Genomic DNA, 14,125 nt, shown 5'->3' on the forward strand with positions numbered 1-14,125 from the left:
CGCGCCTGTCGGTAGCACCTCAGTGCTTCATGCCCAGTTCCGCATCATCCATCAGCGCCTTGGCCATCGCGCTCAGATAGTGGGCGGCCCAGATCATCATCGGTTTCTCATCCATCAGGCCGGTGATGGTCAGTTCGCGCACGTAACCCATCAATTCCGAGGACTGCTCGCGGGCGTCGCGACAGGGAATGCCTGGTTCGATGCGGAACAGTGGGTGGGTGCCGTTTTCGCCTTGGTAGAACGTGGTCTTGCCGACAGTGAACTGGGTGGCTTCTGTGGTCATTTTTGAATCCCCTGAAAATTCTCGACTGCCTGGACGGGCCCTTTCGCGGGTAAACCCGCTCCCACTGGGACTGTGCAAGTCTTGAAGACTGTGGTGATCCTGTGGGAGCGGGTTCACCCGCGAAGAGGCCCGCCCAGACAACACATCACTCAAGCCTCAGTGCAAAGTCCGAGGCTCAGCGGGCATCTGCACCTGGATCAATGCCGACTCAAGCAAAGCCCGCAGCGCCTCAAGCTCATGCATCGAGGTCATCATCAGGATCGACGCCGGTGATTTGGGCTGCACCAGCAAGGCCTGATGCACCACGGTCGCCGCGCACAGTGCGTAGTCGGTGGCCTGGATCAGGGTGTCTTCGAGGGAATGGGGGTTGTGGGGTGGATCGGGGACAACTTTCAGCATAGCTATTTACCTTCTATGGCCGGGCACCCGCCTGCTGTCAAACAGAAGGGTGGCAGCTGTACGTGGGTTGACAGACCGGCGGAAATAGCTAAGTTCCGGCGCACGCAAGCGTGCCCGCACGCACAGCCACCATAAGGGCGAGCCGCACACTATTTACCGTCACAGCCTGTCAAAGCTGTATCGTTGATGAGCAACGACATGCCGAGACTAGAGCGCTGCCTGAGCAGCGGCAACGGAAAATGCGCGGCAGGAGTATGTTTGGGAAATGGCCTACATGGAAGGGGACAAATCTGTTTTATGCCGCACTTCGGCAGCACCCGCACCGACCTATTCGCGGGTAAACCCGCTCCCACAGGGCCTGTGCAAGTCTTGAAGACTGTGGTGATCCTGTGGGAGCGGGTTTACCCGCGAAAGGGCCGGTACAGGAGGAAGCAAAACCGGGGATCAGGTCTATGCTTGAGGCAGCACAGCCGCAAGGACCACCCATGCTTCGTCCAAGCCACCTGATGATTCTCGCCCTGGTCGCCGCCGCCCTCTATATATATGCACTGGCCAGCGACAACACCTTGCTCGCCCTGCTGGCCAAACCGCTCCCGGTACTGGCCCTGATCGCCTGGCTGCGCAGTGCTCCCGCCACACCTTATCGCCGCTGGATAACCCTCGGCCTGGCATTCTCGGTACTCGGCGACATCCTGCTGGCCATCCCCGCCGACCTGTTCGTGTTCGGCCTGGCTGCCTTCCTCTGCGCCCACCTGGCCTACCTGCGCGCCTATTGCAGCCAGACCCTGCGCCCAGCCCTGCCCGCACTGCTGCTGAGCGCCATCACCGGTATCACTTTGCTCGGCGTGCTGGCCAGCCACGGCCTCGGCCCGCTACTGATCCCGGTCGTGCTCTATGCCTTGGCCATCAGCGCCATGCTCTGGCGCGCCCTGGCCTGTGGCGGGCTCGCCGCGCTCGGCGCCTGCCTGTTCGTGCTCTCCGACAGCCTGATCGGTATCGACCGCTTCGTCAGCCCGTTCGCCGCCGCCCCGTACCTGATCATCCTCACCTACTGGCTCGGCCAGTGGGCAATCGCTTCATCAGCCAGCCATCGCTCAATCGATAAAGTATTGACCCAGAGCGGGGCAAGCAGCGTCGGAAGCTGCTAGAACAGGCGTTTTTCGCATTTGCAAGTAGGGGGAATCGCCAGATGAACTTTACAAGACGCAGAACAGGGAAATTATCAGGCATCAGGTCAAATGATATCAATTATCATTACGAAACTTGCAATTCGTTACCCGTCGCAAGAAACATAATTAACAAAACCGCACGCAATGCCCGAATCTCAAGGCTTTCAGCCAGTTACAAGCGGCTTTTGTACTTAATCCTACGAATAAATTTGCGACAGAAATTTTACTTGCACGGGGTTTACCCATAAAATCAGCGCGATTGATTCAGCTGCGACATTTGGTCACTGCATGTGCGACACCAAGTCGCCGCTCTACACTTATTTCAGACTGCAGAGCTGGGTCTCTGTATAAGGATCTCTAGCATGTCCGATTCGGCAGGACTCATCGCCCACAACTGGGGCTTTGCCATCTTCCTCCTGGGTGTCGTCGGCCTGTGCGCCTTCATGCTCGGCCTGTCCAGCCTGCTCGGTAGCAAGGCCTGGGGCCGCGCCAAGAACGAACCCTTCGAATCCGGCATGCTGCCCGTCGGCAGCGCCCGCCTGCGCCTGTCCGCCAAATTCTATCTGGTCGCGATGCTGTTCGTGATCTTCGATATCGAAGCCCTCTTTCTCTTTGCATGGTCTGTGTCCGTCCGCGAAAGCGGCTGGACCGGATTCGTCGAAGCACTCGTTTTCATAGCAATTCTGTTGGCTGGTCTTGTCTACCTATGGCGCGTCGGGGCACTTGATTGGGCTCCCGAAGGTCGCCGCAAGCGGCAAGCGAAGCTGAAACAATGAGGCTTTGGCATGCAATACAATCTCACCAGAATCGATCCGGATGCGCCCAACGAGCAGTACCCGGTCGGTGAACGGGAAACCGTCACCGATCAACTGCTGGAGGACCAGGTCCACAAGAACATCTTCATGGGCAAGCTTGAAGATGTGCTGCGTGGCGCGGTCAACTGGGGTCGCAAGAACTCCCTCTGGCCGTACAACTTCGGCCTGTCCTGCTGCTACGTGGAAATGACCACGGCCTTCACGGCACCCCACGACATCGCCCGCTTCGGCGCCGAAGTCATCCGGGCATCGCCGCGTCAGGCCGACTTCATGGTCATCGCCGGTACCTGCTTCGTCAAGATGGCGCCGATCATCCAGCGCCTGTACGAGCAGATGCTCGAGCCGAAATGGGTCATCTCCATGGGTTCGTGCGCCAACTCCGGCGGCATGTACGACATCTACTCGGTCGTTCAGGGGGTCGACAAGTTCCTCCCCGTGGACGTCTATGTGCCTGGCTGCCCGCCACGCCCTGAGGCTTTCCTGCAAGGCTTGATGCTGCTGCAGGAGTCGATCGGCCAAGAACGACGCCCGCTTTCCTGGGTTGTTGGTGATCAAGGTATTTACCGTGCCGAGATGCCAGCCCAGAAAGACCTGCGTCGTGAGCAGCGCATTGCAGTAACCAACCTGCGCAGCCCCGACGAAGTCTGATCCAGCGACCTGCCGCCCGCTCCCCTGGAGCCGGCGGCCTGGCTTCATTCTTAACGTTGACCCAAAGCGACCGAGACCATGACAGCGGACAACGCTATTTTCATTCCGCCCTACAAGGCTGACGACCAGGATGTGGTCGTCGAACTGCACAACCGTTTTGGCGCCGAAGCATTCGTCGCCCAGGAAACCCGCACCGGCATGCCCGTGCTGTGGGTCAAGCGCGAGCAGCTCAAGGAAGTGCTCAGCTTCCTGCGCGGCGTGGCCAAACCGTACAGCATGCTGTACGACCTGCACGGCGTCGACGAGCGCCTGCGCACCCAGCGCCGCGGCCTGCCAGCTGCCGACTTCAGCGTGTTCTACCACCTGCTGTCGATCGAGCGTAACAGCGATGTGATGATCAAGGTGTCGCTCAGCGAAGGCGACCTGAACCTGCCGACCGTGACCGGTATCTGGCCGAACGCCAACTGGTACGAGCGCGAAGTCTGGGACATGTTCGGCATCGACTTTGCCGGCCACCCGCACCTCAGCCGCATCATGATGCCGCCCACCTGGGAAGGCCACCCGCTGCGCAAGGACTACCCGGCCCGCGCCACCGAGTTCGATCCCTACAGCCTGACCCTGGCCAAGCAGCAGCTTGAAGAGGAATCGGCACGCTTCAACCCGGAAGCCTGGGGCATGAAGCGCCAGGGCGCCAACGAGGACTACATGTTCCTCAACCTCGGCCCCAACCACCCTTCCGCGCACGGTGCGTTCCGTATCGTCCTGCAGCTGGACGGTGAAGAGATCGTCGACTGCGTACCGGACATCGGCTACCACCACCGTGGCGCCGAGAAAATGGCCGAGCGCCAGTCCTGGCACAGCTTCATCCCCTACACCGACCGTATCGACTACCTCGGCGGGGTAATGAACAACCTGCCGTACGTGCTCGCGGTCGAAAAGCTGGCCGGCATCAAGGTGCCACAGAAGGTCGACACCATCCGCGTGATGCTGGCCGAGTTCTTCCGTATCACCAGCCACCTGCTGTTCCTGGGTACCTACATCCAGGACGTCGGCGCCATGACCCCGGTGTTCTTCACCTTCACCGACCGCCAGCGCGCGTACACCGTGATCGAAGCGATCACCGGTTTCCGCCTGCACCCGGCCTGGTACCGCATCGGTGGCGTCGCCCACGACCTGCCGCGCGGCTGGGACAAGCTGGTCAAGGACTTCGTCGAATGGCTGCCCAAGCGCCTCGACGAGTACGAAAAGGCTGCCCTGCAGAACAGCATCCTCAAGGGCCGTACCATCGGCGTTGCCGCGTACAACACCAAGGAAGCCCTGGCCTGGGGTACCACCGGTGCCGGCCTGCGTGCCACCGGTTGCGACTTCGACCTGCGTAAAGCCCGCCCCTACTCCGGCTACGAGAACTTCGAGTTCGAAGTACCGCTGGCCCACAACGGCGATGCCTACGATCGCTGCATGGTCCGTGTCGAGGAGATGCGCCAGAGTATCCGCATCATCGACCAGTGCCTGCGCAACATGCCGGAAGGCCCGTACAAGGCGGATCACCCGCTGACCACGCCGCCGCCGAAAGAGCGCACCCTGCAGCACATCGAAACCCTGATCACGCACTTCCTGCAAGTCTCGTGGGGCCCGGTCATGCCGGCCAACGAGTCGTTCCAGATGATCGAGGCGACCAAGGGCATCAACAGTTACTACCTGACGAGCGATGGCGGCACCATGAGCTACCGCACCCGGATCCGTACCCCGAGCTACCCGCACCTGCAGCAGATCCCCTCGGTGATCAAAGGCAGCATGGTCGCCGACCTCATTGCGTACCTGGGCAGTATCGACTTCGTTATGGCTGACGTGGACCGCTAAGCATGAACAGCACGCTTATCCAGACAGACCGTTTCGCCCTGAGCGAAACCGAGCGCTCGGCCATCGAGCACGAAATGCATCACTACGAGGACCCGCGCGCGGCGTCCATCGAAGCCCTGAAGATCGTCCAGAAGGAACGTGGCTGGGTGCCGGACGGCGCCATCCACGCCATCGGCGAAGTACTGGGCATCCCGGCCAGCGACGTCGAAGGTGTCGCCACCTTCTACAGCCAGATCTTCCGTCAGCCGGTCGGCCGCCACATCATCCGCGTGTGCGACAGCATGGTCTGCTACATCGGCGGCCATGAATCCGTGGTCAGCCAGATTCAAAGCGAACTGGGCATCGGCCTGGGCCAGACCACCGCCGACGGGCGCTTCACCCTGCTGCCGGTATGCTGCCTGGGCAACTGCGACAAGGCCCCGGCGCTGATGATCGACGACGACACCTTCGGTGACGTGCAGCCGGCTGGCGTTTCCAAACTGCTGGAGGGTTACGTATGACCATTACTTCCTTCGGCCCGGCCAACCGCATCGCGCGCACGGCCGAAACCCACCCGCTGACCTGGCGCCTGCGTGACGACGGCGAGCCGGTCTGGCTTGCCGAGTACGAATCGAAGAACGGCTACGCTGCCGCCCGCAAGGCGCTGGCGCAGATGTCGGCCGACGACATCGTGCAAAGCGTCAAGGACTCCGGCCTCAAGGGCCGCGGTGGTGCGGGCTTCCCCACTGGCGTGAAGTGGGGCCTGATGCCCAAAGACGAATCCATGAACATCCGCTACCTGCTGTGCAACGCGGACGAAATGGAGCCGAACACCTGGAAGGACCGCATGCTGATGGAGCAACAGCCCCATCTGCTGGTCGAGGGCATGCTGATCAGCGCCCGCGCCCTGAAGGCCTACCGTGGCTACATCTTCCTGCGTGGCGAATACACCACCGCAGCGAAAAACCTCAACCGCGCCATCGAGGAAGCCAAGGCCGCCGGCCTGCTGGGCAAGAACATCCTCGGCAGCGGTTTCGATTTCGAGCTGTTCGTGCACACCGGTGCCGGCCGCTACATCTGTGGTGAAGAAACCGCACTGATCAACTCGCTGGAAGGCCGCCGCGCCAACCCGCGCTCCAAGCCGCCCTTCCCTGCCGCCGTTGGCGTGTGGGGCAAGCCGACTTGCGTGAACAACGTCGAAACCCTGTGCAACGTCCCGGCCATCGTCGCCAACGGCAACGACTGGTACAAGTCGCTGGCCCGCGAAGGCAGCGAAGACCACGGCACCAAGCTGATGGGCTTCTCCGGCAAGGTGAAGAACCCGGGCCTGTGGGAACTGCCGTTCGGCGTCACCGCCCGCGAACTGTTCGAAGACTATGCCGGCGGCATGCGCGACGGCTTCAAGCTCAAGTGCTGGCAGCCAGGCGGCGCCGGTACCGGCTTCCTGCTGCCCGAGCACCTCGACGCGCAGATGTACGCCGGCGGCATCGCCAAGGTCGGCACCCGTATGGGTACCGGTCTGGCCATGGCGGTGGACGACAGCATCAACATGGTTTCGCTGCTGCGCAACATGGAAGAGTTCTTCGCCCGCGAGTCGTGCGGCTGGTGCACTCCATGCCGTGACGGCCTGCCGTGGAGCGTGAAGATGCTGCGCGCACTGGAAAAAGGCCAGGGCCGCGCCGAAGACATCGAGACGCTGCTGGGCCTGGTCAACTTCCTCGGCCCTGGCCGTACCTTCTGTGCTCACGCACCAGGTGCCGTCGAGCCGCTGGGCAGTGCCATCAAATACTTCCGCTCGGAATTCGAGGCAGGTGTCGCTCCAGCTGGTGCTGGCGATGCGCTGCGTCCGAACCTGGCGAAGCCGATCGTGGTCGGCGCATAACAAGATGATTGAGGCGGGTGGTCCGTGCCACTCGCCAGCTTGCCGGCAGGCCCGAGAAATCGTGGCGTGTCGCAAGCTCACCGATTTCCATTAGCCACGCCCGCTCACGCGGGCCAACGAAGAACTTTGAACAATGGCCACTATCCACGTAGACGGCAAAGCGCTCGAAGTCAACGGTGCAGACAACCTGTTACAGGCCTGTCTGTCGCTCGGCCTCGACATCCCTTATTTCTGCTGGCACCCGGCGCTTGGCAGCGTTGGCGCCTGCCGGCAGTGCGCGGTCAAGCAGTACACCGACGAGAACGACACCCGCGGTCGTATCGTCATGTCCTGCATGACCCCTGCCTCCGACGGCACCTGGATCTCCATCGACGATGAAGAGTCCAAGGCATTCCGCGCCAGCGTCGTCGAATGGCTGATGACCAACCACCCGCACGACTGCCCGGTGTGCGAGGAAGGCGGTCACTGCCACCTGCAGGACATGACGGTAATGACCGGCCACAACGAGCGCCGCTACCGTTTCACCAAGCGTACCCACCAGAACCAGGACCTCGGCCCGTTCATCGCCCATGAGATGAACCGCTGCATCGCCTGCTACCGCTGCGTGCGCTACTACAAGGACTATGCCGGTGGTACCGACCTGGGCGTTTACGGCGCCCACGACAACGTGTACTTCGGCCGCGTCGAAGACGGCGTGCTGGAAAGCGAATTCTCCGGCAACCTGACCGAGGTCTGCCCGACCGGCGTGTTCACCGACAAGACCCACTCCGAGCGCTACAACCGCAAGTGGGACATGCAGTTTGCCCCGAGCATCTGCCACGGCTGCTCCAGCGGCTGCAACATCAGCCCGGGCGAGCGCTACGGCGAACTGCGTCGGGTGGAAAACCGCTTCAACGGTTCGGTCAACCAGTACTTCCTGTGCGACCGCGGCCGCTTCGGCTATGGCTACGTCAACCGCAAGGATCGCCCACGCCAGCCACACCTGGCCGACGGCACCAAGCTGGGCCTGGACGCCGCCCTGGACAAGGCCGCCGACCTGCTGCGCGGCCGTACCATCGTCGGTATCGGCTCGCCACGCGCCAGCCTGGAAAGCAACTACGGCCTGCGTGAACTGGTCGGTGCCGAGTACTTCTACTCGGGCATGGAAGCCGGTGAACTGGCCCGCGTACGCCTGGCCCTGAACGTGCTGAACAACAGCCCGCTGCCGGTGCCGACCCTGCGCGACATCGAAGACCACGACGCCGTGTTCGTGCTCGGTGAAGACCTGACACAGACCGCTGCCCGCGTCGCCCTGGCCGTGCGCCAGGCCACCAAGGGCAAGGCCGAGGCCATGGCCGAAGCGATGAAGGTGCAGCCGTGGCTCGACGCCGCCGTGAAGAACATCGGCCAGCACGCGCTGTACCCGCTGTTCATCGCTTCGCTGGCTGAAACCAAGCTGGACGACGTTGCCGAAGAATGCGTGCACGCCGCCCCGGCCGACCTGGCCCGCATCGGTTTCGCCGTGGCCCACGCCATCGACCCGAGCGCTCCTGCCGTAGAAGGCCTGGACGCCGAAGCGAAAGCCCTGGCCCAGCGCATCGCCGACGCCCTGGTCGCGGCCAAGCGCCCACTGGTCGTGGCCGGTACCTCGCTGGCCGACCCGGCGCTGATCGAAGCCGCCGCCAACATCGCCAAGGCGCTGAAGCTGCGCGAGAAGAACGGCTCGCTGAGCCTGGTGGTGCCTGAAGCCAACAGCCTCGGCCTGGCCATGCTCGGTGGCGAGTCGGTCGATGCCGCGCTGGACGCGGTCATCAGCGGCAAGGCCGACGCCATCGTCGTGCTGGAAAACGACCTGTACGCCCGCGTACCGGCCGCCAAGGTCGATGCAGCCCTGGCCGCGGCCAAGGTAGTGATCGTTGCCGACCACTCGAAAACCCCGACTGTCGACCGCGCCCACCTGGTGCTGCCGGCCGCCTCGTTCGCCGAAGGCGACGGTACCCTGGTCAGCCAGGAAGGCCGCGCCCAGCGCTTCTTCCAGGTCTTCGACCCGCAATACCTGGACAGCAGCATCCAGATCCACGAAGGCTGGCGCTGGATGCACGCCCTGCGTGCCACCCTGCTGAACAAGCCGGTCGACTGGACCCAGCTGGACCACGTCACCAGCGCCTGCGCCGAAGCCGCCCCGCAACTGGCCGGCATCGTCAACGCCGCGCCAAGCGCCGCGTTCCGCATCAAGGGCATGAAACTGGCCCGTGAGCCGCTGCGCTACTCCGGCCGTACCGCCATGCGCGCCAACATCAGCGTGCACGAGCCGCGTACCCCGCAAGACAAGGACACCGCGTTCGCCTTCTCCATGGAAGGCTACTCGGGTTCGGCCGAACCACGCCAGCAGGTGCCGTTCGCCTGGTCGCCGGGCTGGAACTCGCCGCAAGCCTGGAACAAGTTCCAGGACGAGGTCGGTGGCCACCTGCGTGCCGGTGACCCGGGCGTACGCCTGATCGAATCGCAAGGCGACCGCCTGCACTGGTTCAACGCCATTCCGGGCGCCTTCAACCCGGCCCGTGGCACCTGGACTGCCGTACCGTTCTTCCACCTGTTCGGCAGCGAAGAAAGCTCCTCGCGCGCCGCCCCGGTGCAAGAGCGCACCCCGGCAGCCTACGTGGCCCTGGCCAAGTCCGAAGCCGACCGCCTGGGCGTCAACGACGGTGCCCTGCTGAGCCTGAACGTTGCCGGTGTGGCCCTGCGCCTGCCGCTGCGTATCAATGAAGAGCTGGGCGCTGGCCTGGTCGCGTTGCCGAAAGGCCTGGCCGGCATTCCGCCTGCCATCTTCGGTGCATCCGTCGAAGGTCTGCAGGAGGCAGCACAATGAGCTGGTTCACCCCCGAAGTGATCGATGTGATCCTGACCGTGCTGCGGGCCATCGTGGTCCTGCTGGCGGTGGTGGTCTGCGGCGCGCTGCTCAGCTTCGTCGAGCGCCGCCTGCTGGGCTGGTGGCAGGACCGTTACGGTCCGAACCGCGTCGGCCCGTTCGGCATGTTCCAGATCGCTGCCGACATGCTGAAGATGTTCTTCAAGGAAGACTGGAACCCGCCCTTCGTCGACCGCGTGATCTTCACCCTGGCACCGGTAGTGGCCATGAGCGCCCTGCTGATCGCCTTCGTGGTCATCCCGATCACCCCGACCTGGGGCGTCGCCGACCTGAACATCGGCCTGCTGTTCTTCTTCGCCATGGCCGGTCTGTCGGTCTACGCGGTGCTGTTCGCCGGCTGGTCGTCGAACAACAAGTACGCCCTGCTGGGCAGCTTGCGTGCCTCGGCACAGACCGTGTCGTACGAAGTGTTCCTGGGCCTGGCGCTGATGGGCGTGGTGGTGCAGGTGGGTTCGTTCAACATGCGCGACATCGTTGAATACCAGGCCCAGAACCTGTGGTTCATCATTCCGCAGTTCTTCGGCTTCTGCACCTTCTTCATCGCTGGCGTCGCCGTGACTCACCGTCACCCGTTCGACCAGCCAGAAGCGGAACAGGAACTGGCCGACGGCTACCACATCGAGTATGCCGGCATGAAATGGGGCATGTTCTTCGTCGGTGAGTACATCGGCATCATCCTCATCTCGGCGCTGCTGGTAACCTTGTTCTTCGGCGGCTGGCACGGCCCGTTCGGCATCCTGCCGCAACTGTCGTTCCTGTGGTTCGCGCTGAAGACCGCGTTCTTCATCATGCTGTTCATCCTGCTGCGCGCCTCGATCCCGCGCCCACGCTATGACCAGGTGATGGACTTCAGCTGGAAGTTCTGCCTGCCGCTGACCCTGATCAATTTGCTGGTGACCGCTGCGATCGTGCTCTACAACACGCCAGCCGTCGCGGCCCAGTGAGGATTTGACCCATGTTCAAGTATATCGGCGACATCGTTAAGGGCACCGGCACCCAGCTGCGCAGCCTGGCAATGGTGTTCTCCCACGGGTTCCGCAAGCGCGACACCCTGCAGTACCCCGAAGAACCCGTGTACCTGCCGCCGCGCTACCGCGGCCGCATCGTCCTCACCCGCGACCCCGATGGCGAGGAGCGCTGCGTAGCGTGCAACCTCTGCGCGGTGGCCTGCCCGGTCGGCTGCATCTCGCTGCAGAAGGCCGAGACCGAGGACGGCCGCTGGTACCCGGAGTTCTTCCGCATCAACTTCTCGCGCTGCATCTTCTGCGGCCTGTGTGAAGAAGCGTGCCCGACCACCGCGATCCAGCTGACTCCGGATTTCGAAATGGCCGAGTTCAAGCGTCAGGACCTGGTGTACGAGAAAGAAGATCTGCTGATCTCCGGCCCCGGCAAGAACCCTGACTACAACTTCTACCGTGTTGCCGGCATGGCAATCGCTGGCAAGCCGAAGGGCTCTGCACAGAACGAAGCCGAGCCGATCAACGTGAAGAGCTTGCTCCCATAAGGACAGAAAGATGGAATTCGCTTTCTACTTCGCATCCGGGATCGCCGTGGTCTCCACCCTTCGGGTGGTGACCGGCACCAACCCCGTGCACGCCTTGCTTTACCTGATCATTTCGCTGATTTCCGTGGCCATGATCTTCTTCGCCCTGGGTGCGCCGTTCGCCGGCGCCCTGGAAGTGATCGCCTACGCCGGCGCCATCATGGTGCTGTTCGTGTTCGTGGTGATGATGCTCAACCTCGGGCCGGCTTCGGTCGCCCAGGAACGGGGCTGGCTCAAGCCCGGTATCTGGGCCGGGCCGGTGATCCTCGCCGCCCTGCTGCTGCTGGAGCTGCTGTACGTGCTGTTCGTCACCCCGAGCGGCGCCGGCATCAGCGGTACCACCGTGGGCCCGAAAGAAGTCGGCATCAGCCTGTTCGGCCCCTACCTGCTGGTGGTCGAACTGGCTTCGATGCTGCTGCTGGCCGCGGCCGTCACCGCCTTCCACCTGGGCCGCAACGAGGCGAAGGAGTAAATCATGGGTGCTATCCCTCTCGAGCATGGTCTGGCAGTCGCCGGCATCCTGTTCTGCTTAGGTCTGGTTGGCCTGATGGTCCGCCGCAACATCCTCTTCGTGCTCATGAGCCTGGAAGTCATGATGAACGCCTCTGCCCTGGCGTTCGTCGTCGCCGGTGCCCGTTGGGTCCAGCCCGACGGCCAGGTGATGTTCATTCTGGTGATCAGCCTGGCAGCCGCCGAGGCCAGTATTGGCCTGGCCATCCTGCTGCAGCTGTATCGCCGCTTCCACACTCTCGACATCGATGCTGCCAGTGAGATGCGCGGATGAACCTTCTCTTCCTGACTTTCGTCTTCCCCCTCGTCGGCTTCCTGCTGCTGTCGTTCTCGCGCGGGCGGTTCTCGGAGAACCTGTCCGCCCTGATCGGCGTCGGCTCGGTAGGCCTTTCGGCCGCCACCGCCGCCTACGTCATCTGGCAATTCAACGTCGCCCCGCCTGAGGGCGGCGCGTACAGCCAGCTGCTGTGGCAGTGGATGTCGGTGGACGGCTTCGCGCCGAACTTCACCCTGTACCTGGACGGCCTGTCGGTCACCATGCTCGGCGTGGTCACCGGTGTCGGCTTCCTGATCCACCTGTTCGCCTCCTGGTACATGCGTGGCGAAGCCGGCTACTCGCGCTTCTTCGCGTATACCAACCTGTTCATCGCCAGCATGCTGTTCCTGGTGCTGGGCGACAACCTGCTGTTCATCTACTTCGGCTGGGAAGGCGTGGGCCTGTGCTCGTACCTGTTGATCGGTTTCTACTACAGCAACCGCAACAACGGTAACGCGGCACTCAAGGCATTCATCGTCACCCGTATCGGCGACGTGTTCATGGCCATCGGCCTGTTCATCCTGTTCGTCCAGCTGGGTACCCTGAACGTGCAGGAACTGCTGGTGCTGGCCCCGCAGAAGTTCCAGGCTGGCGACACCTGGATGGTGCTGGCAACCCTGATGCTGCTGGGTGGTGCGGTCGGTAAATCGGCCCAGCTGCCACTGCAGACCTGGCTGGCCGACGCGATGGCCGGCCCTACTCCGGTCTCCGCACTGATCCACGCGGCAACCATGGTGACCGCGGGCGTGTACCTGATCGCCCGTACCAACGGCCTGTTCCTGCTGGCGCCGGACATCCTGCACCTGGTAGGCGTGGTCGGTGGCGTGACCCTGCTACTGGCCGGCTTCGCCGCGCTGGTACAGACCGACATCAAGCGTATCCTCGCCTACTCGACCATGAGCCAGATCGGCTACATGTTCCTGGCCCTGGGCGTTGGCGCCTGGGACGCGGCGATCTTCCACCTGATGACCCACGCCTTCTTCAAGGCCCTGCTGTTCCTTGCCTCCGGTGCGGTGATCGTTGCCTGCCACCACGAGCAGGACATCTTCAAGATGGGCGGCCTGTGGAAGAAACTGCCGCTGGCCTACGCCAGCTTCGTGGTCGGTGGCGCTGCCCTGGCTGCCCTGCCGATCGTGACCGTGGGCTTCTACTCCAAGGACGAGATCCTCTGGGAAGCCTTCGCCAGCGGCAACACCGGCCTGCTGTACGCCGGCCTGGTCGGTGCGTTCATGACCTCGCTGTACACCTTCCGCCTGATCTTCATCGCCTTCCACGGCGAAGCCAAGACCGAAGCCCACGCTGGCCACGGCATCAGCCACTGGCTGCCGCTGGGCGTGCTGATCGTGCTGTCGACCTTCGTCGGCGCCTGGATAACCCCGCCGCTGGCAGGTGTGCTGCCTGAAAGCGCCGGCCACGCCGGTGGCGAAGCCAAGCATGCGCTGGAGCTCACTTCGGGCGCCATCGCCATCGCCGGTATCCTGCTGTCAGCCCTGCTGTTCCTGGGCAAGCGCCGCTTCGTCAGCGCCGTCGCCAACAGCGGTATCGGTCGTGTCCTGTCGGCCTGGTGGTTCGCCGCCTGGGGCTTCGACTGGATCTACGACAAGCTGTTCGTCAAACCTTACCTGCTGATCAGCCACATCCTGCGCAAGGACCCGGTTGACCGCAGCATCGGCCTGATCCCTCGCCTGGCTCGCGGCGGCCACGTCGCCATGAGCAAGACCGAGACCGGCCAGCTGCGCTGGTACACCGCTTCGATCGCCGTTGGCGCAGTGCTGGTACTCGGCGCTGTGGTAGTGGCCGCGGTATGACCATG

The 14,125-nt window shown here is 63.2% G+C and carries 14 protein-coding genes; 12 read left to right on the plus strand and 2 right to left on the minus strand.

Annotated features, from left to right (window positions below; translation table 11 throughout):
* Window positions 1-19 precede the first annotated feature (19 nt).
* Window positions 20-283: a DUF3077 domain-containing protein gene (locus ABNP31_RS17340; protein ID WP_085664616.1), complete on the minus strand. Its 264-nt coding sequence runs from the start codon at window positions 281-283 to the stop codon at window positions 20-22.
* A gap of 156 nt (window positions 284-439) precedes the next feature.
* On the minus strand, window positions 440-682 hold the full coding sequence (locus ABNP31_RS17345; RefSeq protein ID WP_015271051.1) for a hypothetical protein: 243 nt from the start codon (window positions 680-682) through the stop codon (window positions 440-442).
* A 485-nt stretch (window positions 683-1,167) separates the two neighbouring features.
* Here ABNP31_RS17345 and ABNP31_RS17350 point away from each other — a divergent pair, with 485 nt between their 5' ends.
* The 12 genes from ABNP31_RS17350 to nuoL all read left to right on the plus strand — a co-directional run bounded on the left by ABNP31_RS17350 (window position 1,168) and on the right by nuoL (window position 14,120).
* On the plus strand, window positions 1,168-1,830 hold the full coding sequence (locus tag ABNP31_RS17350; RefSeq protein ID WP_085664615.1) for a lysoplasmalogenase: 663 nt from the start codon (window positions 1,168-1,170) through the stop codon (window positions 1,828-1,830).
* A 383-nt stretch (window positions 1,831-2,213) separates the two neighbouring features.
* Window positions 2,214-2,627, plus strand: a complete 414-nt coding sequence (locus tag ABNP31_RS17355) for an NADH-quinone oxidoreductase subunit A (RefSeq protein ID WP_003251427.1) — start codon at window positions 2,214-2,216, stop codon at window positions 2,625-2,627.
* Window positions 2,628-2,636: 9 nt separating this feature from the next.
* Window positions 2,637-3,314: a NuoB/complex I 20 kDa subunit family protein gene (locus tag ABNP31_RS17360; protein ID WP_003251429.1), complete on the plus strand. Its 678-nt coding sequence runs from the start codon at window positions 2,637-2,639 to the stop codon at window positions 3,312-3,314.
* 78 nt (window positions 3,315-3,392) lie between these two features.
* Window positions 3,393-5,174 carry an NADH-quinone oxidoreductase subunit C/D gene (nuoC, locus tag ABNP31_RS17365; protein ID WP_013973384.1) on the plus strand — a complete coding sequence of 594 codons (1,782 nt, stop codon included), beginning with the start codon at window positions 3,393-3,395 and terminating at the stop codon, window positions 5,172-5,174.
* A gap of 2 nt (window positions 5,175-5,176) precedes the next feature.
* Complete coding sequence (gene nuoE / locus ABNP31_RS17370) at window positions 5,177-5,674, plus strand: NADH-quinone oxidoreductase subunit NuoE (RefSeq protein WP_003251433.1); 498 nt, start codon at window positions 5,177-5,179, stop codon at window positions 5,672-5,674.
* Window positions 5,671-7,035: an NADH-quinone oxidoreductase subunit NuoF gene (gene nuoF / locus ABNP31_RS17375; RefSeq protein WP_025339923.1), complete on the plus strand. Its 1,365-nt coding sequence runs from the start codon at window positions 5,671-5,673 to the stop codon at window positions 7,033-7,035. The genes nuoE and nuoF overlap by 4 nt, the downstream gene beginning before the upstream one ends.
* 133 nt (window positions 7,036-7,168) lie before the next feature.
* Window positions 7,169-9,883, plus strand: coding sequence for an NADH-quinone oxidoreductase subunit NuoG (gene nuoG, locus ABNP31_RS17380; RefSeq protein ID WP_085664614.1), 2,715 nt, complete (start codon window positions 7,169-7,171; stop codon window positions 9,881-9,883).
* Window positions 9,880-10,887 carry an NADH-quinone oxidoreductase subunit NuoH gene (gene nuoH / locus ABNP31_RS17385; RefSeq protein WP_003251440.1) on the plus strand — a complete coding sequence of 336 codons (1,008 nt, stop codon included), beginning with the start codon at window positions 9,880-9,882 and terminating at the stop codon, window positions 10,885-10,887. Before nuoG ends, nuoH begins: the two co-directional genes overlap by 4 nt.
* Before the next feature lie 11 nt (window positions 10,888-10,898).
* A complete protein-coding gene (gene nuoI / locus ABNP31_RS17390) occupies window positions 10,899-11,447 on the plus strand; it encodes an NADH-quinone oxidoreductase subunit NuoI (protein ID WP_003251442.1) in 549 nt (182 codons plus the stop codon).
* A gap of 10 nt (window positions 11,448-11,457) precedes the next feature.
* Window positions 11,458-11,958, plus strand: a complete 501-nt coding sequence (nuoJ, locus tag ABNP31_RS17395) for an NADH-quinone oxidoreductase subunit J (protein WP_003261007.1) — start codon at window positions 11,458-11,460, stop codon at window positions 11,956-11,958.
* A gap of 3 nt (window positions 11,959-11,961) precedes the next feature.
* The gene (nuoK, locus tag ABNP31_RS17400; protein ID WP_003251446.1) at window positions 11,962-12,270 is read left to right on the plus strand and encodes an NADH-quinone oxidoreductase subunit NuoK; all 309 of its coding nucleotides are present in this window, start codon (window positions 11,962-11,964) and stop codon (window positions 12,268-12,270) included.
* Entirely contained in the window at window positions 12,267-14,120 is a 1,854-nt protein-coding gene (gene nuoL, locus ABNP31_RS17405) for an NADH-quinone oxidoreductase subunit L (RefSeq protein ID WP_350012593.1), read from the plus strand. Before nuoK ends, nuoL begins: the two co-directional genes overlap by 4 nt.
* Window positions 14,121-14,125 lie beyond the last annotated feature (5 nt).

It is taken from the genome of Pseudomonas asiatica, assembly GCF_040214835.1.
Lineage (GTDB): Bacteria > Pseudomonadota > Gammaproteobacteria > Pseudomonadales > Pseudomonadaceae > Aquipseudomonas > Aquipseudomonas putida_Z.